Origin of the sequence: Loigolactobacillus jiayinensis (assembly GCF_003946445.1) — a bacterium.
GTDB lineage: Bacteria > Bacillota > Bacilli > Lactobacillales > Lactobacillaceae > Loigolactobacillus > Loigolactobacillus jiayinensis.
Genome location: NZ_RHOF01000002.1, coordinates 50,057 through 72,717 on the forward strand (window position 1 = coordinate 50,057; position 22,661 = coordinate 72,717).

Genomic DNA, 22,661 nt, shown 5'->3' on the forward strand with positions numbered 1-22,661 from the left:
GCTTATATCAAGTCTATTATACTTAGTTTGGCCAACAATGCACGCACTGCTGTTCCTAGCTACTCGTTGAGCTAGATAAATTCGCGTCATCACTGGCTTTCATCAAGACACTGGAAAAAGCATTGATGCGTTTGATCTGAATATTACCGCTATTTTTATTTTCAACAGCAATAAACCAAGTCGGAATATACACTGAACTATTATTCGCATCTAGCAACCGCGAGTAACCCAACGTAGTCCATTTGATCGTCGCACCATTCGCAAGTGCATTATTGCTATACAAAGCTAAAACAGCTTGCTTCTCGGTAATCGTTGGCTCTTTTTCACGTAATGTGGTGACCTTATTAATATAAGTTTGTTCGTAGCTGACGATTTGCTTATTAGTAACTTGGAAAATAATTTCACCTTGAGCATCATATAGATCGCCTTCAGGTAATTTTTGCGTATACACAATACGGTCAGTCGTCGAAAATAACTTAGAGTAGCGATAATGTTTGCCTAGCGCGACCATGCGGGGATTATCGATAATCTCTTTTATAGCAGTCGTATATTTCCCATTTTTAGCACTGAGCGGCCGCACTAAGCGACTGTACAAGCGTTGGTCACTGAAGCTGTAACGTTGGTTTTCCAAACGCTGACTAGCTGTTTGTAAGGCCTGATTCGCTTGGCTAGATAAATAATAACCTGATAGTACTTTAGTCGATAACTTCTTAGGTACCGTAATTTGATCGTCATGCATTTCCTGCAAAGCCAGCGTACTTTGGCTGACGTCATCGTTGTTGACCGTCTCTACGTGCTGATTTTGCTTGTACGATGTAAATAGGAAAATGTTCAAACAGACAAAAACGATCAAGAAAATAACTTCGATCCGTTTAAAATCCATTAGCTTGCACTCCCCTCATTCGCATTTGGCGTGGTGTCTAACATTTGCTGATAACTCAACCATTTACCATTATATTTAAAATAATAGGTCGGCGTTAGGTCGATCACTGAAGAAGAGCTGGAATTAACTGCCCAATGATAGCCCAACTTAAATGAACCAATATCTGCCATATCGTAGCCTGCCGCCGCCAAGTTGTCTAGCGCAGTTTGCGTTGTCGGCAACGGTGTCGCGGTACTGCTGGCTGGTAGCGGTACTTGTAACGTATAAACTGAGAAATTCAACTTAACACCAGTGGTCAATAGTTGGACTTTGACCGCGCCAAAATCAGTTTGGTTAAACACCGGTAACCCTTCAACATAGCTCCGATAAATGACTGTCCGCGTTTTATGCTCATAGTCAAAATAACGCATATTCCCTGGGGCGCTACCAATTTTTGCCAATGTTTTATAAGCACCATTTAGGATCTTAGTTGGTGTCGTACTGGAAACATCACTGGAATAGTCTTCAAATTCAATCGTTGAATTTTGATGATCAACCTGCAGACTCTTATACGTGCCATCATTATAAGTCGTAATGTGATTTTGCTCTTTTGTCTCAAGCGCGCTTGGATCAGTGCCGCTTAATAATGACGTTACAAAGTCAGTTGGATTCTGTTTAGTGACCAAATAACTATACTGCGTGACCTTTACATTACTAGTGTAATAGAGCTCCGGTTGATTATTAAAGAGCTTTTCGGTCACGGGCAACTGAATTGTTGTCTTCTTCAAGCGCGCTTGAAGCGCCGCTAGATCAGCATGACTCGCCTTAGCACTAAAGCCTGTTTTACGTTGATCATCTAAAAAATAAATTGTCCCTGACTTCTTAGTTGGAATAATGATTCGGTTAAAGAAACGCTGCCGATTAGCTTTAGTCACCTTTTGCTTAAACGTTTTTGCGAACACCGCATAGGTAATGTTCCGCGGATAAACTAAACTCAGCGCGCTTTTTTGATTAATCGTAGTTAAATAGTTTTTACTCGTGAGTGGCATTTTCTTTAAGCCAGATAGCTGCCATTTAGATAATTGTTTATGCAGCGCATCAACGATATTTTCTTTATTGTTATACACCATATATTGATTACCGTTAGCATCGCTGGTCAAGATCTGCGTCGGTAAATAAACATCCTCGGTGTTCTTAGTCTCCGTTTGTGTTGTCGACGTGGTCGCATCCGTGGTATTACGCTGAAAACGCGCATTATTGGTCCAAATTAGCCACGACAAAACAAGGCTGACCGCAATCATTGCCAACAAGCTGATTTTTAGTAATAAATGACTAATTTTCATCCCAAAGATCATCCTCCTCGTAGGCTTCTTGATACGGTAAGGAAATATAGAACGTTGAGCCTTTACCTTCTTTACTGTCCGCCCAGATTCGACCATTGAGTTTTTCAATGACTTCTTTAGATATAGCTAAGCCAAGCCCAGTACCACCTTGCGCCCGCGACCGTGCTTTGTCCACGCGGTAGAAACGATCAAAGACATGCGGTAAGTCCTTTTTAGGAATTCCCAAGCCTTGATCAGAAATACTGAGGATCACATGGTTATTAGTTTCAAGCAGCCGACAGGTGATCACACCGCCATCCGGTGAATATTTGATGGCATTATTGATAATGTTATCCACCACCTGCATGAACTTATCCGTGTCGATTTCCACCCAGAGATCACGCTTAGTAAATTCCCGCTTGATTGAATATTGCTTCGGCGTAGTGGTTTCAGTCCGATTATTATCGCCTGCCGTAGCATCAGCCTCTGACTTGATCATCATGTCGAAACGATTCAATGTGTAATTAAATAACTCATTCAAGTTAACTAATTCCATATCTAACTTTGCTGTGCCAGAATCCATTCGTGACAAGCTGAGTAAGTCGTTGATCATCCGAATCATCCGCTCCGTCTCTTCTTGTGTAACATTCAAGAAGTTTGGCGCCACTTCAGGATCTTTCCAGGCACCATCGGTCAAAGCTTCCAAATAACTGCGCATTGAAGTCAGTGGTGTCCGCAACTCATGCGACACGTTGGAAACAAACTGGCGCCGTTCACGTTCATTTTTCTGCTGTTCAGTGACATCATGCAAGACACAAACGATCCCACTGATAAATCCAGTTTCGCGTTGAATCAGCGAAAATTCGGCATGTAAAATCAAATTATGTTCTGGCGCCGAAAAGTCTAGCATGAGCTCAGTTTGGTTTTCTAATAAATCACGAATTGTATGCTTATCCTCAATTTTCAAGATTTTCAAAATTGACTGCCCAATCACTTCTTCATCGTTGAGGTTTAAAAATTCTGCCGCTGCTTCATTGATAATGATCACATTACCGCGCCGATCCGTTGAGATCACGCCATCAGTCATATGGGATAAGACACTGTCCAACCGCCGCCGCTCAGCTTCAGAGGCCTCCTGTGCTTCTTCAACTCGCACTGATAAGTTATTGACTGCGACCGCTAATTGACCTAATTCATCACGCCCATAAATGCGCACCTGACCCGAGTAATCGCCGCGCGCCATTCGAATGGCTTGCTTTTTCATTTCATCAATTGGTCGCGTGATCGCCCGCGAAATAACCACCGCAATAATGGATGAGAATAATGCCGCCACCAGTGATGCCGTCAAGAAAATCAGCGTAATATTATTGATATTGCGGTAAACACTTTGCATATTTGCCCGCACATAAATAACCCCAACAATACTGCTACTATCGCTGTTAGGATTGACTAACGGTACGACGCTAACATAATAACTGGCGTGGTTTTTTTCATCGTATGATAACGTTTCGTACGAACGATTATTGTACAGCACGCTCTTAATGTTGTTATCAGCTGTCTTCTGCCCAATCACGCGTTGATCATTTAGATCACTGGTTCCACGAACAGTCCCTTTACTATCAACGACCCGAATATCAGCAGAATTATTTAAGTCCGTCAAAATATTAGCGATTGCCTTATTAGCCGCCGCCGTATCGCTTTTTAATAATTGACTACTCAACTGATTATCAACATAAACTGGTGTCTGCACCTGTTGTTTAAACGTTTCAATATTCTGTTCTTCCAATTGCTTAACGAAATAAGCACCAATAATCTCCAACGTGATCATCAATAATAAAATAAAAACGATCGCGATTTTAAAATTAATCGATTGAAAGAAATGAATTTTTTTATTCATTACATAATATCCCCAAATCACTTTAAAAATAGCGCATTTATTTAATAGCCAGCCAGCTGCTCAGTGATATAGAAAACCGAGTCCGGCTAAAGTCACGAACTCGGTTCAATACTGGCATGTGGCGGACGTTTAACGACTAATCTTGATCAGGATTGCGCAGATAATAACCAACACCACGCCGCGTTACTAACCATTCAGGGTGACTTGGGTTATCTTCGATTTTTTCCCGTAAACGACGTACAGTCACGTCCACGGTCCGCACATCACCAAAATAATCATAGCCCCACACCGTCTGCAGTAAATGCTCACGGGTCATAACTTGGCCAATGTGTTGGGCTAAATAGTGCAACAACTCAAACTCACGGTGAGTCAATTCGATTTTGTCGCCACGCTTAGACACAATATAAGCATCTGGATGGATCGTTAAATCACCAATTTCAATTTCACTGTTTTCATCAGCTTCATTTTGCGCACTGTTGATCGTCCCCTGGCGCCGAAGATTAGCCTTGACCCGTGCCACTAGCTCACGATTAGAGAAAGGCTTAGTAACATAATCATCAGCGCCCATCTCTAGACCCAAGACTTTATCGATTTCTGAGTCCTTGGCCGTCAACATAATAATTGGCATATCATGATCTTTGCGCACTTCACGCGCAACTTCCAAACCATCAATTTTTGGTAACATGAGATCCAATACAATTAAATCTGGCTTTTCATCATTAACTTTAGCCAACGCTTCCTCGCCATCATAGGCGGTTACCACGTCATAGCCTTCCTTGTTCAGATTAAATTTAACGATATCCGAAATCGGTTTTTCGTCATCTACAACTAATATTTTTTTTGCCATAAATCGGTCGTTCCTCCCTCGTGAAGTCATGTTTAAAACTTCACTGACTCATTCATATTTTAGCCCGCGGTGCATAACTTTTTACCGCCACTAAATTACCATGTTCATAGAACCTGCTTTACTTTAGCATTTTTGCCATTCGAGCTGATCGATTCTGAATTCGACATCGCACGCGATGTGCTTCGTTTCAATTATACTCATTCCGAACAAAATTGGCAAAGACCACTGTGAAAACGTGTGCGTCAGCAACAATTACCTTAAAAATCGCTAATTAAAATTTTTTCTCAAAAAACCATTGCGCAGCATGCGTATTTTTGATATACTATTATTCGTTGATGACATGGAGCGCTAGCTCAGCTGGCAGAGCAACGGACTCTTAATCCGTGGGTCCAGGGTTCGATCCCCTGGCGCTCCATCTTAGTAAATACCTTAATTCACTTAGTGAGTTGAGGTATTTTTTTATTACCTAACTAAGACAATTAGTTTACCATACCTGTCCAGAAATGTAACTGTCAACTGCCCAATCAGGCGACCTTTTAAGCTTTCTTAAGTAATTGAACAACTCGCTTGCTATATTAAATTATTTGCTTTATAGTGTGCCTATTATTAAATTTAAATGAGAGGGGACTCATTCATGAGACCAAGAATCGCAATACCTGCCGATACATTAACCGAAGCTACTAAGGTGATCAACGAACGAAACGCTGACTTTGCGCCACGAATGGCGGTTAATGCGATTCTAAAATCCGGTGGTATCCCGATAATTTTACCAAATAGTGCTCCTGAAAACGTAACTGACTATATTGATACGTTTGACGGTGTTTTATTTCTCGGTGGCTTCGATGTTGATCCCACTTTCTATCATGAAGAGCCACATATGGACTTGGGTCAAACTTACATCCCCCGTGATCAATTTGAAATTGAATTAGTTAAGCAGTCTTTGTTAGCTGGTAAAAGTATTTTCGGTATTTGTCGTGGTATGCAAGTGATCAACGTCGCCTTAGGTGGTACGTTGTATCAGGATCTATCCGAAGATCCCGCCGCAAAAATGAAGCATGCGCAAACATCACCAGGCAATTTACCAACGCATCACATCACGGTAGAACCTGATTCACACTTGCGTTCAATTCTCGGTGAACGCCCCTACGTTAACTCCCGCCACCATGAAGCAGTTAAGGAACTGGCGCCGAGTTTACGTAGCGTTGCCTACGCCGATGATCACGTGATCGAAGCAATTGAATCAATCGACAGCGAACAAATTCTAGCTGTTCAATGGCATCCCGAGAATATGTATAAGCATTACGTTGAAATGCAAGGTCTCTTCAAAGACTTCATTCAGCGCAGTGAAAAATTAGCGACTCAAGCACCACAACAGCCATTAAAAATCGTGCATAAAATTGGCGAAGGTTATCCCAAAGAATACTTTGGATAACCTTTTTTCTTTGGCTTTCTTTTTGTTATAATACAGTTGTAGCTAAATTTGTATCTGGAGCTGATCAGTTTGATTAAGAAGTTGCCACTTTTTGTAAGCGTATTCCTAATTACTGTTATTGGTTTACTCACACTCCCAACCGCCGCACATGCTGTCACGATCCACTACTCCGCCGCCGCTAGCCTCAAAGATACATTAACTGAGCTTGCCCAAAACTATCAAAAAACCCATCACAATACTGATATTGAGCTAGATTTCGCTGGTTCTGGTCAAATCAAACAAAAAGTCCTCAGCGGCGCCCCAATCGATGGGGTACTGACTGCCAGCAAGACTGATATGCAGGCACTAACTAAAACCGATAAAGCCACTCACAGCCAAATTTTATTAAAAAATGACTTGGTGGTGATTCAAAATAAACAAGCGCCGCAATTGAAAGGTACGTTGAAGCAACAATTAACGGCCGCCAATAAAATTGCCCTCGGCGAGCCTAAATTAGTCCCTGCTGGTAATTATGCCATGGAAAGTTTAGCGAGCTTGAACTTACAATTGAAAGATAAATTTGTTTACGCCAACGACGTTCGCCAAGTTCTAGCCTTCGTCGCTAGTGGTAATGCTGAAATTGGCTTTGTTTATCGCACTGATGCTAAAATTAGTGATAAAGTCCGCATTAGCGCTAAAGTGCCAGCCAAAACGCATAGTCCAATTCGCTATTACGTCGGCGTTAGCGCCACTGACAAAGCAAAACAACAAGCGACACAACAGTTTAACCACTATTTAACCGGTAAGCCTGCACAGAAAATTTTCAAGCAAGCCGGTTTTAAAATGGCCAATTAATCGTTGTTAATGAGGTGCCGTCATGCCAATTATTCATTCTTTAATTATCGCGATCAGCGCTACACTGATCACCTTTTTAGTCGCATTACCAGTGGCCTACTTTTTAATCCGCCGGCATACTCATTTTGGTTGGGTATTAGAAAGCTTATTGCTATTACCACTGGTCTTACCGCCAACTGTGGTCGGTTTATTTCTCTTGCAATTATTTGGTAAATTCGGCTTTGGTGGCCGTTTTTTAGCTTTATTTCATAACTATAGCCTTATTTTCACACTTAGTGGTGCGGTCTTGGCTACAATTATTGTTGTTTTACCGATCATGTATCAAGCCCTGAAGGCGGCGTTACTCAGTGTTGACAGCAACTTAATCGAGGCGGCTACTGTAATGGGCGCCACACCATTTGAAACACTACGCCTAGTCGTTATACCCAATGCTTATCAAGGCTTGATTATCGGCCTACTACTGACTTTTTGTCGGGGGCTAGGTGAATTTGGCGCATCCTTGATGGTCGCCGGTTATATTGAAGGGAAAACGGACACCATCGCAACTAGTATTTATTTTTCGATTCAAGGTGGTGACACGTCAACGGCTCTGCTATTAAGTGGCGTCAATATTTTGATTGGCGTTTGCGCCTTGCTACTGATCCACTTACTTAATCAACAAATTGAAAGGAAGAAGCAGCAATTATGACGCTAGCTATCGCGATCCACAAGCAAATGAATGCGCGCCAGCTGAATTTTACCGCTACGCTCACTGAACAGATCTATGGCTTAATGGGACCATCTGGCGTTGGTAAAACGACGTTACTACGGATCATTGCTGGCCTAACCACCGCTGAAACTGGCCGAATCACTTGCCAAGAGCAAGTATGGTTTGACGCTGCACAAAAAATCAATTTACCACCAAAAACACGCCGACTTGGCTTCATGTTTCAAGATTTGGCATTATTTCCCCATTTAACCGCCCAGGCTAATATTGAATTTTATCGGCGTTTAAAGGCTCAACCGCGCCAAGTCGATACTGAATTTGAGCAACAATTGATCACTGAACTTGAATTAGAGGCATATTTAACGCGGCCAGTAACCCAACTTTCTGGTGGTCAGCGGCAACGAGTTGCGTTGTGTCGGGCATTGATTTCACGACCACAATTATTACTACTAGATGAACCATTTACTGGTCTGGATGATCAATTACGGCAGCGAGCAATTGACCTCACTAAAAACGTATTGGCCAAAACACCAGGGACTCAAGTTATCATTGTTTCTCATCGCCGCGACGAAATTACGGCTTTTACTGATAATATTTTAGCGTTGGAACGTTGATCGAATGTACAAAAATAGCCGCAATTGCGGCTATTTTTTTGACACTTTATCTCACTAAGCTTCATTCCAGATTTCAGTTAATACATTGGTTTGATCACGATCAGGACCAACTGAGAAAGTGGCGATATCGACGCCAACTAAGGCAGCTACTCGTTCAACATAATGGCGCGCGTTTTCTGGAAGTTCAGCTAATGTTTTAACACCAGTGATATCTTCCTTCCAACCAGGCATTTCTTCGTAAATTGGTTTGCATTTAGCCAATTCATCTAGACTAGCAGGATAATGATAAATCGTTTCGCCATCACGGTCATAGGCAGTACAAATCTTAACCGTGTCTAGGCCCGTTAAAACGTCGATTGAATTCAAGCAAAGGTCAGTCAAGCCCGAAACACGCTTGGCATGGCGCATAACAACGGAATCAAACCAGCCGATCCGCCGTGGCCGCTTCGTTACGGTACCATATTCGTGGCCCGCTTCACGTAAGAAATCGCCGGTTTCGTTCAATAATTCAGTTGGGAATGGCCCATCGCCAACCCGTGAGGTGTAAGCCTTGCAGACACCAACAACACGATTGATATGGGTTGGCCCAACGCCATTACCGACTGTGACACCGCCAGCAACAGGATTTGAAGAAGTAACAAAAGGATACGTACCTTGGTCGATATCCAACATGACCCCTTGAGCACCTTCAAATAAAACATTTTTACCAGCGTCTAAAGCATCGTTTAAAATAACTGATGTATCCGCAACAAATTGTTTTAGGCGTTGTCCATAAGCGTAATAAGTGTCGAAAATATCGTCAAATTTCAGCGCTGAACCGCCATAGATTTTAGTAAATAATTGATTCTTAAAGTCGAGATTTTCACGTAATTTCTTTGCAAAAACATCCTTATCGAGTAGATCGACCATCCGAATCCCAGTACGGGCTGCTTTATCCATATAAGCTGGGCCAATACCGCGATTGGTGGTACCGATTTTTTGATCGCCTTTACTTGCTTCTTGCAAGCGGTCAAGTTCGATATGGTAGGGTAAAATTACGTGGGCGCGGTCGGAAATCCGTAGATTATCCGCCGTTACCCCATTCTCAGCTAAGTAGTCCAATTCTGCTACCAACGATTCTGGATTGACCACCACACCGTTACCGATGATCGAGATTTTATTGGGATACAGAATACCGGATGGAATTAAGCGAAGTTTCAAGACTTTGCCTAGCCCGTGGATTGTATGCCCCGCGTTGTCGCCGCCTTGTGACCGAGCAATAATGTCGGCGTTTTCGCCCAAGAAATCGGTGATTTTCCCTTTTCCTTCATCGCCCCATTGGGATCCTACTACAACAACTGATGCCATATGATAACACCTCATTGAATTAGTGTATGCCTTGCTGCATTGCAACAACACACCAAGACTCATTCTAACAAGAAAAGCGTGTCACTTCAAGTTAAATCCGAATGAAATTATTTAAATTTGCAAATTATTAACTAAAATCCGAACATTAATTAAATATCACTATTTGGTTGTAAAAATTACCAAACTTACGTAAAATAATATCAGTTTCATTTTTAAGTAGGAGGCTTCAAATTTGTCTAGATTTTTGAAATCAATTCCGTTGCCAATTTGTGGCCTAATTTTAGCGATCGTTTCGTTAGGTAATCTGTTTAAAGACTATCAACACTTAATTATCGGCGATTTTTTAGGTGCTATTGGAACCGTTTTAATTATTATTATCGTGTTAAAAATTATTAGTGCACCACAAACAACCTTAACTGATCTGCAGGATCCAATTATTGCGTCCGTCGCGCCTAATTTGCCAATGGCGCTGCTGGTTACGGCTACTTTTTTCACCGCTTATCCACTACTAGCCAATAGTATTTGGTACATTGGCGTTGGCTTGCAGTACGGCTTATTGATTTATTTCACCTGGCACTTTGTTAGCAACCGCCATTTAAAGTTAGCGCAAATTTATCCCAGTTGGTTTATCGTTTATGTCGGTATTGGCGTTATTCCGCTGACCGCCGCTAACTTTAATCCACTAGTGGGCCAAATTACATTTTGGTTGGCTTTAAGTGCTTATTTAGTCTTACTACCGCTGGTTTTGTGGCGCGTTTTATTTATGCATCAAATGCCGGAAGCTACGTTACCACTGATTACAGTTATCGCGGCCCCTGGTTCCCTATGCCTAGCTGGGTACCTACGCGACTTCGCTCATCCACAAGCTGGCTTACTATTAGCTCTGGTTATTTTGGCGCAATCTGCTTACTTGCTTGTCCTATTTTTAATGCCACGGCTAGCTCAGGTTCCATTTTACCCCAGCTATGCGGCCTTCACCTTCCCACTGGTGATCAGTGCCTTAGCCATGACCTACTTAGTCGACTACTTGCAAAAAGGCGGTCAGCACGTTATCTGGCTACAAATGGCGGCTCGTGGTGAAAGCTTAATTGCCTTAGTCGTTGTTGGCTGTATTTCGTTACGTTATCTCCGCTACTTATGGCGGCAAAATGAACCAATGACCCAGAAACGAATGACAAAAAAGTCTAGCGATTAAATCGCTAGACTTTTTTAATTTACGCTTAATTTACTTTTTCAAAAACGGCTTTTCCTTTGACTTGTCCCTGACCAGCTTGCGCAATTTGATAAGTAAAGCTTCGCGCCGTGAATTTGTTACTAGTGGCTAGAATCTTATTATATTGCCATTGCGAAACCTTGTTCGCCTTAAGTTGCGCCAACGTTAACGTACCACCTTCAGCTTTGTAGCTCCAGTTGATCGTCTTTGACTGCGTTGTGTATTCTTTATCAAAGGCACTCTGACTTTGCGCAGCATCTAGTGCAATTGTTTTATTTTGATTAACAACTACTTTATTGTCATTTTTCGAAAAAGTCAGATAAAGTGATTTATCATTAGCGGTACTCTGATACCGATAAGTATTACCTGGAATACGTTTGGCCACAGAATGACCCATATTCCAATAATAACCGCCACCAACGGCCAAGATAATCACGATCAACACACCGATGATTGCCCAGCGCTTTTTATGGCTCGCCTTTTTTGTTGTCCGCATTAGTTTGCCAACTCCCTCAATTATTCGTCAACATCTGTCGTATTAACAGTGGTCTCTGAATCAGTAGTCACACTATCATTACTGTCTTCGTCTTCACTAGAAGTGGAATCTGAATCTGATTCTGATTCAGAATCTGTATTTGAATCACTAGCTTCATCAGCATCGGTTGTACTTTCTGAGCTATCGTTATCAGCCGCTGCTTCAGTCGTTAATGTTACGTTAAAATCAAAGCCATCAGCAGTTGCAGTGACCGTCACTTCGATTTCGTCAGCAGCATCCAAATCACTTAGTTTATCGTCAGCCTTTAATTGCTTATAGATTTTCTTAGCAACCTTGTTCGCATTTTTCGTCGTCAAAGTCGTGCTATTAGTCGTGATCGTCTGATCTTCAGTATAAACCGTTTGGGTATCATTATCCTCAGTATCAGTATCGGTGTCTTCATCACTAGCAGCTGCGTCGTCGTCCGTAACAGTCGATTCAGCATCATCATTACTTTCAGTATCAGTGGTGGCATCATCATCAGTAGCCGCTGTAAAATCAACCGTCAGCTTATCAGTTGTCTCGTCATCAAGATCTAATTTGGTCGCTAATTTATCATTGATTGCTTCGCCGAATTCATCTTCATCTAAGCGATTAGTTGTTGTCGTACTGTTAGTTTCTTTGTCAGATGAAGTGCTATCAGCTTCCTTAGTTGTAGAACTTGTACTTGTTGTCGCTGCGGAATCACTTAGTGCAGTCGAATCATTATCAGTTTCATCAGCCTCGCTAGTACCAGTTGCTGTTTTCCCTGAACTAGACTCATCAGCAGGTGATTGATAATTATTCGTCGTCTTACTGTGATCATCAACGCTCACTGGTGATACATCAATATGGGTCGAATTATCAGAATTTTCGGTAAAATTATTGATGGTGACCTTGGTATTCGCAACTTGCCACCCATCACCATAGTAATACCAATCAGTTGGTACATAGCCATCGCGATTCAGCATTAAAGTGTCACCTGCATAAATCAAATCAATATTCCGAATATTGTTGTCATACGCTAATTGGCGCACAGAAATACCAGTTGCCGCAGAGATACCTGATAATGTATCGCCCCACTGGATCACGTATTTATTCTGATCGCTTTGATTTAAATTATTGACGTCGATGTGCTGTGCACTAATATTACTGCTAATTTGTTCTGATGTATTAGCTACCCAATTGGTAATATCAGCTCGCTCAGCATTCGTCTGATTAGCATAGAAACTATCGGCCAATACAGTTGTTGTTTGCGCAATGAGCGGTGCAAACAATAAAGCACTCGCAATTGTTGCCCCAACAATTTGTTTTTTATTCATTTTTTGTCCTCCGCTTGATTTAAAAGGCTTTTTTTATACTTTCATAATAACTAATTTATTAAAATAACTCAAGCTTTGTTTAATTCATAGGCAATAGATCACTCGATAATTGCGTTGGTATCTGTTTTAAGCGAAAAAAAATAAGCGTGTGACCTAAAACTAGATCGCAGGCTTATTTCGAACTGTTTCCATCTTTAAATCCCAACTGCATGAAATAACTGCGCATAATGAACACTTTGTCCCTGAATTTCCACTGGTAATTCTAAGACCATAATTGTGATCAAAATGGCAATGATCGCATCACTAAAAACGTCCAAGCGTTCTTTCAATTTTTCTTTCATAACGTCACCTATTGCGCTTCCGGCACGTAAGCAATCGAGGAAAATTTATTATATTGCTTCACGAATAATAATTTTACCGTACCGCGCGCGCCACTTCGGTTTTTCTCAATAATGATTTCAACTTCGCCAACTTCTTGATCCTCGTCACGCTGACCACCAGCGGCACTATTTTGGGCGAATTTACTATTGTCGTCGTCATCGCCACCATCTTCATCACGATAATAATCTTCACGATACAAGAAAGCAACGATATCAGCATCCTGTTCGATCGACCCTGATTCACGAATATCAGACAGCACTGGCCGCTTATCTTGCCGCTGTTCAACACCACGGGAAAGCTGTGATAACGCAATTACTGGCACTCGTAACTCTTTGGCTAATTTTTTAAGTTGCCGCGAAATACCAGACACTTCTTGTTGCCGGCTTTCTTTATTGCTACCTTCGATCAGCTGTAAATAATCGACCACAACTAAGCCTAGATTACCCTTTTCCTTAGCCAAGCGGCGGCATTTAGCGCGGATCTCGGACATTTTATTGCCTGGCGTATCGTCAATATAGATCGATGCCTTGGACAAGCTACCCATGGCGATGATCAAGTTTTGCCATTCCTCTTCGGATAACTGACCTGTTCGCAAATGACTCGCATCGATACTGCCTTCTGCGCACAACATCCGGTTGACCAACGACTCAGCACTCATTTCCAAACTAAAAATAGCCACTGTTTTGTCAGTTTTAGTACCTACATTCTGGGCAATATTTAGCGCAAAGGCTGTTTTACCAACGGCTGGCCGCGCAGCTAAAATAATTAATTCGTCTTCCTGCAAGCCAGCAGTCATTTTGTCTAAATCACGATAGCCTGTTGGTAAACCAGTAATATCGTCATTATTTTGATACAACTGATCAATTTGTTCGATCGTACTATTTAAAACGTCTGAAATCGACTTAAAACCAGTCGAATTTCGCTGTTCGGAGACGTTCATGATGTCTTGTTCCGCTTCGTCCAAAATCGCCGTAACGTCGTCTTCAGTGTAGCTTTTAGTAACGATATTCGTCGCTGCCTTGATCAAGCGCCGTAAAATCGACTTTTCCTGCACAATTTTGGCATAATGGGCCACGTTAGCTGCTGTTGGTACGGCCACTGCTAAGTCGGCTAAATAAGGCAAACCGCCGATATCTTCCAGCTGGTTTTGCCCATCTAAGCGGTCCTTTAGCGTCACCACATCAATCGCTTCGGAAGCATCATTTAAATCCACCATTGCTTGGAAAATCACTTGATGAGCGCGCCGATAAAAATCATCCGGCGTAACAAATTCCATCGCTTCAACCAACGCATCAGGATTTAAAAAAACCGCGCCGAGAACCGCTTGTTCGGCCTCAATATTCTGTGGCGGTGTTTGATCGATCAATTCATTCACGCAAAAAATCCTCTCTTAAAAACCTAACTAACTGACATCAAACGATAAAATACTGCCATTATTATACGTTGTTCCGCGCGTAGTAGCAATCAACAATAACTGCAATTAAAAAGGACCGTCAAACGTTTGCTAGTACCGCTAAACGCTGATTGTCCCTATTACTTACCTGCTTATTTTTCGGTAATATGTACCCGAATTTTTGCCGTTACATCACCGTATAATTTAACTGGTACATTACGATAGCCCAACGCACGAATTGGTTCTGGTAATTCAATTTTGCGCTTGTCGACCTCAATTTGATATTGCTGCTTCAAGGCTTGCGCAATCTGTTTACTAGGTACGGAACCGAATAAACGACTATCAGCGCCTGCTTTAGACTTGATAATAACGACAGTATCATCTGCTTCGATCACTTTTTTCAATTTTTTAGCTTCAGCTAGTTCTTCTTCAGCGCGCCGTTCTTCAGCCCGTTGTTGACCGTGCAATTGGCTCATTGCTTGCTTAGTGGCCGACTTAGCTTTGCCATTTTTGATTAAAAAGTTTTGCGCATAACCATCAGGGACTTCCTTGATCTCCCCACGTTTGCCTTTACCACGTACATCTTCTAAGAAAATAACTTTCATTGCTAAATCCCCCTCTTGAGTTGTGCCTTATTCGGCGGTATCTTGCTCGGCCTTAGCTAACACTTGCTCCAGTTGTTCGCGCGCTGCAGCCACCGTTGTATCTTCCAGCTGCGTTGCGGCATTGGATAAATGACCACCGCCACCGAGTTGTTCCATGATCACCTGCACGTTCACGTTACCGAGACTGCGGGCAGAAATACCAACATCGCCACTAGGCCGCCGAATAATGACAAACGACGCATCAATGCCGGATAACGACAACAACGTATCCGCAGCCTGTGCAGCAATTACTGGATCATAGCTTTCGTCTTCCTCACCTAAACATAATGCCACATTTGGTTGAATAAATTCAATCGATTCGATCAAATGATTCTTTTGAATATAATTATCCACGTTCTCTTTCAACAAGCGCTGCACCATGATGGCATCCGCACCAACGGAACGTAAGTAACTGGCCGCATCAAAAGTCCGCGTCCCAGTTCGCAACGAGAACGACTTTGTATCAACTGTTATCCCAGCCAACATCGCCGTGGCTTCAAGCTTATTGATTGCCTCAGTTTCCTTCGGCTGATACTCAAACATTTCTGTGATCAGCTCACAAGTTGATGACGCATAAGGTTCGATGTAAACCAACATCGGATTTTCTGGAAACTCTTCACCACGCCGATGATGGTCGATGATGATCGTCCGATTAGCTAACCGCTGGTATAAAATTGGACTGGTTGAGATCGATGGTTTCGAATGATCCACCATGACCAGTAAACTATGATCAGTCGCTAATTCTGGTGCCTGATCTGGTGTTAAAATATCAGGGCCAATATTAGGGTCAGCCTTTAACTGAGCCATTAATCGCTGAATATCGGTGTGCACATGTTCTTGATTAACGACGATCGAGCATTTCTTACCGTTCATCGCAGCGATCCGGCGAATCCCTAAGCAAGCGCCTAACGAGTCCATATCTGGCTGTGCGTGACCCATAACGAAGATCCGATCGACTTGACTCATGACTTCTTGCAAAGCTTGACTGATCATCCGTGCCCGCACTCGTGTCCGCTTCTCCATCGGATTAGTTTTACCACCATAAAAACGTGCTTGCTCATTTTCAGCCTTAACGACAACTTGATCACCGCCACGGCCTAAAGCTAAATCAAGGTTGCTTTGCGAAAGTGTTGCTAACTTGGCCAGATCTGTATTGCCGTACGCAATCCCCAACGATAAGGTCAACGGATAATTTTGCTTCGACGTCCGCTCGCGAATCCGATCAAGAATTTTAAAGTTATCAGCTTCAATTTTCTGCAAAGCTTGCGCGTAAATCATCACGAAAAAGTGATCATCATCAACTCGCTTCAAGAACATCCCATAATGACGCGCCCAATTACTTAATTCATTAGTCACATAATTATTTAAGTTAGCAATATTCTTGTCGGTCATCGTCTGCGTGATCTCATCATAATTATCAAGGAAAACCTGGCCAATGGCAAGCTGTTCGTCATTATACCGTTCCTCAATTTTGGCATAGCGGGTAATATCCAATAAATAAACGACCCGAATACCCTCTTGAATAATGATTTCAAACTGATTATCGCCCCAACGCACCGTTTTTGGCTCATTAGTCGCTTCATTTTCGGTAATTAATTTAGCTAACTCAGGGTCGATTGTTGCAATCTTTTCCCCCAACACTTCTTTTTTACCTAAATATTCCTGTAAATATGGATTGGTCCATTCAATTTCGTTATCTTCACTATACAATAAAATTCCGATTGGCATTTTGATCAGCGCTTCTTGTTCGCCGCGCTTGATGCGATATGACAGATCAGAAATATATTTGTTCGTATTCGTTGTTACTGTCTCTAAAGCAAAAAAAACAGTCCCAACCAGTGCCGCAAACAACACTAACAAAAAAATACCTAAAATAAATTTAATGAAGAAGGCTAGGATAACGCCCAGCGCAGCAAAGGCAATCAGACCAACTGCAATTAAGCGTAACCGATCATTTTGTAAAAACGCTGGCAAATGGTCCCTTGAAAACAATTTTTTCATAGTAGCTCCTTTTGACCGAGATCCTACATAATATCCTTATTTTATCACAATCGCTTTCCTGATACAGCGAAAAGTACAGCGTACACCCTAAGACGCCTAGCTAATAAGCATTAGCCGACTATTCGTAATCCTTGGTTGAAAATAAAAAGAAGGCTGTGACTAAGCTTACCGTCACAGTCTCTGCAAAATAAATTCTATTTATGCTTCTTGATCGATTGCCATTTGTGCAACCTGATTTAAATAATTAACTGGCTGATCATAGAATGGATTGAACAACATATCGGTAAACGCTAGGTCCTCAATCGTATTATGATTTTGAATACTGATCGAAACAGCATTAGCCGACTGGGTGAGATCATACTCACCATAAAATTGTGCCCCTAAAATGCGGTGATCAACTTTGCTATAAACTAATTCGATCATAACCTCACTGGTCTTTGGCATGAACAGTGGCCGATAGGGACCAATGTAGGTTGCACTAGCAGCATCAGCCCCGCTGGCCAAAGCTTTTTTCAAAGTAACGCCGGTTGTCGCTAACGTTTGATCAAACAAGCGTAATGCTGTGGTCGCTTGAGTGCCTGGATAATGCTGCACGTGGCCAAACAAATTTTTAGCAATGATTCGACCTTGTTGAACTGCATTAGTCGCCAACGGAATAAAAGTTGGAACATCCGTTGGGTTAAATTTAGCGGCACAAGCATCCCCCGCTGCGAAAATCGTAGGATCAGAGGTTTCTAGCCATTGATTAGTCACAATTGCGCCGTGGCGATCAATCGTCACTTGCCCTTCTAATAAATCAGTATTAGGAATAAAGCCTGTGCAGACAACTACAAGATCAGATTGGAAATCACCTTGCGATGTTTCAATTTGTACAGGATTATCAGGACCCTCGGTGTGAAAAGCATTAACGTGTGTATTCAGCTGCACAGTAACACCATGTTTCCGCAATAACGCCACAATTTCTTTAGACATATTAGCATCAATATAGTTAGCTAATACCTGATTGTCGCCTTGTAACAAGGTAACTTCGTGGTCAGTATTTGCGTACGCTTCAGCTAATTCAATACCAGAATAACCAGCACCAACGATGGTTACCTGCCGGCTTGTTTCGGCGCTTTTCTTAATCGCTTGAGCTTGATGGTAGTCCTTACAAACCAATACCTTGCTACTATCAACACCACGTAATGGTGGCACTGACGCTGATGAACCAGTAGTCATTACCAAGCGATCGTAAGTATCCGTAAAAATACGTTTCGACTCTAAATCTTGAACCGTGACTTGGTGCTGCTTCGCATTTATTTTTAAAACATCATGGCGAATCTTCACATTGACCCCTAATTCGGCCAAATGTTCCGGCGTTTCGTAAAACATATCTTCCAAACGATCAACAGTATCCTGCAAATATAGTGCAATACCACAAGACAAAAATGAAACATTATCATTACGTTCATAAACGGTAACATCTGTATCTGGATGCTGCTTCATGATTTCTGTGATCACAGTCGCACCTGCGTGTGTACAGCCAACGACAATAACTTTCAAAAGCCGCACCTCCCTACTTCACAATTAATAGTTATTGATTACCTTTAAATAAGCTAATCAAGCTCAAATTTTAACGGTCAGTCAACTAAAAAGCAGTTGCACCTGACCGCTAATTTAAAATAAATAAGACTAAACTGCTAATGGATGTGGCTTGCCATAATAGTAGCCTTGGCGTAAATCGATTTTCATATCATCGACTAGCTCGTCATCATCCTGATTTTCAATACCTTCTAGAATAAAACGTAACCGATGTTGATCGGCAAAGTTCCGCCAAAAGATAACTTCAGCCTGCATCAACGGATCATGGATCGTGCCGTCAAAGTTTTGTAAAGCAAACTTGATTTCATGGGCATAAGGCAATAATTGCTTAATTTGCGCTAACAAGTTACGCCCACTACCGACATCGTCCAAAGAAATCTCCATACCATGATCAGAAAATTGACGCAAAATAGGAATCAACTGTTGATTTGTGATTGAAGCGTCCGTTTTTTCTTCAGTAATTTCAATCTTAATTCTGACTGGCCGTAATTGATCTTGCGCCGCCAGTAAAGCCGCTACAATATCAGGATTGATCATTTGGCTGCGATTCAAATTTAATGATAACGAACCGATTTTTAACTTCAGCTGGCTTGTTGTTTCAAACAATAGGCCCGCAACGATCTTAGGTGGAATATCGGTAAATGAAGCCGGCGGCCGCCAACCATTTTCTGTTTTTTGTTTTAATAAGAGTTCATAACCAATTAAAGTCTGATTATATTTGTTCAAAATTGGTTGGACAAAATACTTATACATAGCGACTTACCCCTTCCAGAAATAAAAAAGGCCCGCAACTTGTCTCTCTCAAGTGCGGGTCGTATCTCTATTCATGACAAAACCGATTTAGTTCCGTCTTAACAAATAGAGTTGAGCAATCAATAACATTTAGTTTTATTTACAGTTCTGCTTAAGCTTCAGTTGTAATTATAGCACACGCCTAATTAAATGAACAATTAAATTGTACTCAAATTAAATACATTTAATACCATACTTACTGGTGCCTATTCATGAAAGGCTTGCCATAACACAAAAAGATTGCATTTCCTGATGTAAGTTTAGTCAGTAACAACCGCCACTCTATTTCCACCAGCCCGTTTGGCCGTATAGGTTAAATGGTCCGAGCGGCGGAAGAAATCCCGGGAAGTTTCGTCGGTAACCTTGATCTGACTTAATCCGGCAGAGAAGGTAAGTTTAATATGGCTGCCCTCATAGTGGAATTCATGTTGTTGCAACGTTTCTAATAGCTGATTAGCAACGACCGTGGCTTGTTTGGCCTCGATCCCATTAAACACCAAAGCCATCTCCTCACCACCAATTCGGTAAGCGACAATATTAGCCTCAGATACATTGGCCAACATTTTGCTAAAACCACGTAAAACATGGTTACCCGCTAAATGGCCATAAGTATCATTAACCTGTTTAAAGCCATCGAGATCCATAATCATCAAACTCAGCGGTTTACGTATTTGTTGCGCTTTTTGAAAAGCTCGTTCAAAATTCAAACTAAACGAATGGTAGTTATAGAGCTGAGTCAATTCATCAATATACGCGCCTAATGTTTGCTCAGAGATCATTAACTGATTTTGTTCAAGTAACCGGATCATCAGTATCGGTGCCCCACAGAGAAATACCATTTCCAAAATATGCGTGATCAATGCTGCCACTGACATGCCCCCGCCAGCCGCCTCATTCTTATACAAATAAGTCCCCATCCAAAACAGCATGGCAACAATACAAAATAAGCCATATTGACTCAAAAAGCTTAGCCGTTTACTATGATTGATCATTGAGATAACAATGAATAAGCCAATGTACAACGCGGAATAAATGATAATGTAAGTATGGATGCCCCAAAATAAAAAGTAAGCCGTACTCGCTACAACGAGCACTACCGTAGCAATCGGCGTGCCCAGAAAAATGACCATCAATAAAACCGCCATGATCCGTAAATTGATCAATTCCATTGTATTGTAGAAATACAAATGTTCAATGATCGATAGCGAAATCCCAACAATCGAAAAGTAAATAATGGCACTTAACTTCATTTGCCAATTCATATTACCGATCCAAACCACTTCATTTGAGTATTTGGTCGTATAATAATCAGCAATCAATTGAAAGCCAAAAACGACACCTAATGTGACTAATAACTCGATCACTAACATTGTAATATTACTAACGAGCGTCATGATTCATCTCAACCTCAACTTTTTCAACGCCTAACCACGTCTTGTTTTAACCCCTTAACCTTAACAGATTTACCGAATTTTCCCAATAGTTGATCATTAGTTTTTACCATTTGTTTCACAGGAAACACTATTTTTGGGTAAAAAAAAACCAGGTTACCCTGGATTTTAAGTTTACATCCCAGTATCTTCTGCGACGAATGGTAGTAATGCCATAATACGTGCGCGTTTGATAGCGATGGTGATTTTACGTTGGTTCTTAGCACTTGTGCCAGTTACCCGACGTGGCAAAATCTTACCGCGTTCTGAAATAAAACGACGTAATAAGTCTGTATCTTTGTAATCGATATGTTCAATATGATTAGCAGCGATAAAATCAACTTTACGACGACGACGTCCGCCTCTACGTTGTTGAGCCATAGCTTATTCCTCCCTCAAATTACCAGTGCTTAGAATGGCAAGTCATCATCGGAAATATCAATCGAATCACCATTATTTGCAAATGGGTCATTCGGATTGCTATTCGCGCTGCTGGCTGGACCGTTACTAGGTGCTGGATTAGTTGTTGATTGAGGAGCTTGGTTGAATGCGCTACTGCTGTTGTTATTGTTGTTAAAGTTGCTAGTTTGGTTATTATTGTTATAACCACCAGTACTTTGGCCACCGCTATTTTGTTGGCGGTGTTCATCAGCAGAACGTGATTCCAGTAGCGAGAAATTATCGGCAACAACTTCGGTCACATAAACTCGTTGACCTTCAGCGTTATCATAATTCCGCGTCTGAATTCGGCCTTCGATACCCACTAATGACCCTTTATGGGTGAAATTAGTAAAGTTCTCAGCTGACTTACGCCACATCACACAGTTAATAAAGTCAGCTTCACGTTCCCCATTACGGTTAGTGAATTGACGATTAACAGCTAAAGTGAATGAAGCAACTGCTGCACCACCACTGGTATAACGTAATTCAGCATCACGGGTCAAACGTCCAATTAGGACTACTCGATTGATCATCCAATCGCTCCCCTCTCTAAAAATTTTAATGTTTATTTATTCGATTTAAATGCTTATTCTTCTACGCGTGTGATCATATGACGTAAAATTTCGTCATTGATCTTAGCCAGACGGTCGAATTCGTTAAGCGCTGTATCATCGTCAGTTGTTACCTTAATTAAATGGTATAAACCTTCGCGATAGTTTTTGATTTCATACGCTAAGCGCCGTTTCGACCAGTCCTTTGATTCAACCACTTCAGCACCGTTATCGCGTAAAATACTATCAAAACGTTCGACTAAAGCTGTTTTAGCGTCGTCATCAATATCAGTACGCACGATGTAAAGAATTTCATATTTCTTTGATTGAGCCATGACTGTTCACCTCCTTATGGTCTTTAAGGTCCTTACTCAATGTAAGAACAAGGAGAATCTAAAATCTTAGATACTCACAAAGTAAAATTATAGCATGCGCCGTCTGAAGTTTCAACTTTGTTTTCTTTTTTTAAACGAGTATTTAAAAACTCATTCAGTTCATTGCATCTGCTACACTCACTTCATGTCACCTTAACCGGCA

Annotated in this window: 22 protein-coding genes and 1 tRNA gene; 6 read left to right on the forward strand and 17 right to left on the reverse strand. The window is 41.6% G+C overall.

Going from position 1 to position 22,661, the window contains the following annotated elements; translation table 11 throughout:
- Positions 1-55: 55 nt before the first annotated feature.
- From EKM80_RS01035 to yycF, 4 genes are all read right to left on the reverse strand, one after another.
- Positions 56-883, reverse strand: a complete 828-nt coding sequence (locus tag EKM80_RS01035; protein ID WP_125551242.1) for a two-component system regulatory protein YycI — start codon at positions 881-883, stop codon at positions 56-58.
- Entirely contained in the window at positions 883-2,205 is a 1,323-nt protein-coding gene (locus EKM80_RS01040) for a YycH family regulatory protein (protein ID WP_125551243.1), read from the reverse strand. Before EKM80_RS01040 ends, EKM80_RS01035 begins: the two co-directional genes overlap by 1 nt.
- On the reverse strand, positions 2,195-4,081 hold the full coding sequence (gene walK, locus EKM80_RS01045) for a cell wall metabolism sensor histidine kinase WalK (protein WP_125551244.1): 1,887 nt from the start codon (positions 4,079-4,081) through the stop codon (positions 2,195-2,197). Before walK ends, EKM80_RS01040 begins: the two co-directional genes overlap by 11 nt.
- Positions 4,082-4,217: 136 nt before the next feature.
- Positions 4,218-4,928 (reverse strand): response regulator YycF, encoded by a 711-nt coding sequence (gene yycF, locus EKM80_RS01050; RefSeq protein WP_125551245.1) that lies wholly within the window; start codon positions 4,926-4,928, stop codon positions 4,218-4,220.
- Between the two features lie 342 nt (positions 4,929-5,270).
- Between yycF and EKM80_RS01055 the strand changes: the two genes are divergently transcribed.
- From EKM80_RS01055 to EKM80_RS01075, 5 genes are all read left to right on the forward strand, one after another.
- Positions 5,271-5,343: transfer RNA gene (locus EKM80_RS01055), tRNA-Lys, on the forward strand.
- Between the two features lie 219 nt (positions 5,344-5,562).
- Complete coding sequence (locus EKM80_RS01060) at positions 5,563-6,360, forward strand: gamma-glutamyl-gamma-aminobutyrate hydrolase family protein (RefSeq protein ID WP_125551246.1); 798 nt, start codon at positions 5,563-5,565, stop codon at positions 6,358-6,360.
- Between the two features lie 69 nt (positions 6,361-6,429).
- Positions 6,430-7,194 (forward strand): molybdate ABC transporter substrate-binding protein, encoded by a 765-nt coding sequence (gene modA, locus EKM80_RS01065; RefSeq protein ID WP_164509471.1) that lies wholly within the window; start codon positions 6,430-6,432, stop codon positions 7,192-7,194.
- Positions 7,195-7,216: 22 nt separating this feature from the next.
- Positions 7,217-7,882: a molybdate ABC transporter permease subunit gene (gene modB / locus EKM80_RS01070; RefSeq protein WP_125551248.1), complete on the forward strand. Its 666-nt coding sequence runs from the start codon at positions 7,217-7,219 to the stop codon at positions 7,880-7,882.
- Positions 7,879-8,514, forward strand: a complete 636-nt coding sequence (locus EKM80_RS01075; RefSeq protein WP_125551249.1) for an ATP-binding cassette domain-containing protein — start codon at positions 7,879-7,881, stop codon at positions 8,512-8,514. Before modB ends, EKM80_RS01075 begins: the two co-directional genes overlap by 4 nt.
- 54 nt (positions 8,515-8,568) lie before the next feature.
- On the opposite strand, the gene EKM80_RS01080 is transcribed toward EKM80_RS01075, so the two are convergent.
- Positions 8,569-9,861, reverse strand: a complete 1,293-nt coding sequence (locus EKM80_RS01080) for an adenylosuccinate synthase (protein WP_125551250.1) — start codon at positions 9,859-9,861, stop codon at positions 8,569-8,571.
- 232 nt (positions 9,862-10,093) lie between these two features.
- Between EKM80_RS01080 and EKM80_RS01085 the strand changes: the two genes are divergently transcribed.
- Entirely contained in the window at positions 10,094-11,056 is a 963-nt protein-coding gene (locus EKM80_RS01085; protein WP_125551251.1) for a TDT family transporter, read from the forward strand.
- A gap of 25 nt (positions 11,057-11,081) precedes the next feature.
- On the opposite strand, the gene EKM80_RS01090 is transcribed toward EKM80_RS01085, so the two are convergent.
- From EKM80_RS01090 to rpsF, 12 genes are all read right to left on the reverse strand, one after another.
- On the reverse strand, positions 11,082-11,570 hold the full coding sequence (locus EKM80_RS01090; protein ID WP_125551252.1) for a hypothetical protein: 489 nt from the start codon (positions 11,568-11,570) through the stop codon (positions 11,082-11,084).
- Positions 11,571-11,590: 20 nt separating this feature from the next.
- Positions 11,591-12,910 (reverse strand): LysM peptidoglycan-binding domain-containing protein, encoded by a 1,320-nt coding sequence (locus EKM80_RS01095; RefSeq protein WP_125551253.1) that lies wholly within the window; start codon positions 12,908-12,910, stop codon positions 11,591-11,593.
- Positions 12,911-13,104: 194 nt separating this feature from the next.
- Complete coding sequence (locus EKM80_RS15095) at positions 13,105-13,251, reverse strand: TMEM175 family protein (protein ID WP_125551254.1); 147 nt, start codon at positions 13,249-13,251, stop codon at positions 13,105-13,107.
- A gap of 8 nt (positions 13,252-13,259) precedes the next feature.
- On the reverse strand, positions 13,260-14,666 hold the full coding sequence (gene dnaB, locus EKM80_RS01105) for a replicative DNA helicase (RefSeq protein ID WP_125551255.1): 1,407 nt from the start codon (positions 14,664-14,666) through the stop codon (positions 13,260-13,262).
- A gap of 170 nt (positions 14,667-14,836) precedes the next feature.
- Entirely contained in the window at positions 14,837-15,289 is a 453-nt protein-coding gene (rplI, locus tag EKM80_RS01110; protein ID WP_125551256.1) for a 50S ribosomal protein L9, read from the reverse strand.
- Between the two features lie 27 nt (positions 15,290-15,316).
- Positions 15,317-17,329 carry a DHH family phosphoesterase gene (locus tag EKM80_RS01115; protein ID WP_125551257.1) on the reverse strand — a complete coding sequence of 671 codons (2,013 nt, stop codon included), beginning with the start codon at positions 17,327-17,329 and terminating at the stop codon, positions 15,317-15,319.
- Positions 17,330-17,527: 198 nt separating this feature from the next.
- Positions 17,528-18,871, reverse strand: coding sequence for an FAD-dependent oxidoreductase (locus tag EKM80_RS01120; protein ID WP_125551258.1), 1,344 nt, complete (start codon positions 18,869-18,871; stop codon positions 17,528-17,530).
- 129 nt (positions 18,872-19,000) lie between these two features.
- Entirely contained in the window at positions 19,001-19,663 is a 663-nt protein-coding gene (locus EKM80_RS01125; protein WP_125551259.1) for an EAL domain-containing protein, read from the reverse strand.
- A 299-nt stretch (positions 19,664-19,962) separates the two neighbouring features.
- Positions 19,963-21,096, reverse strand: coding sequence for a GGDEF domain-containing protein (locus EKM80_RS01130; RefSeq protein ID WP_125551260.1), 1,134 nt, complete (start codon positions 21,094-21,096; stop codon positions 19,963-19,965).
- Positions 21,097-21,267: 171 nt separating this feature from the next.
- Positions 21,268-21,513 carry a 30S ribosomal protein S18 gene (gene rpsR, locus EKM80_RS01135; RefSeq protein WP_003680800.1) on the reverse strand — a complete coding sequence of 82 codons (246 nt, stop codon included), beginning with the start codon at positions 21,511-21,513 and terminating at the stop codon, positions 21,268-21,270.
- A gap of 29 nt (positions 21,514-21,542) precedes the next feature.
- Positions 21,543-22,106 (reverse strand): single-stranded DNA-binding protein, encoded by a 564-nt coding sequence (ssb, locus tag EKM80_RS01140; protein ID WP_125551261.1) that lies wholly within the window; start codon positions 22,104-22,106, stop codon positions 21,543-21,545.
- A gap of 53 nt (positions 22,107-22,159) precedes the next feature.
- Positions 22,160-22,459 (reverse strand): 30S ribosomal protein S6, encoded by a 300-nt coding sequence (rpsF, locus tag EKM80_RS01145; RefSeq protein WP_125551262.1) that lies wholly within the window; start codon positions 22,457-22,459, stop codon positions 22,160-22,162.
- Positions 22,460-22,661: the final 202 nt, after the last annotated feature.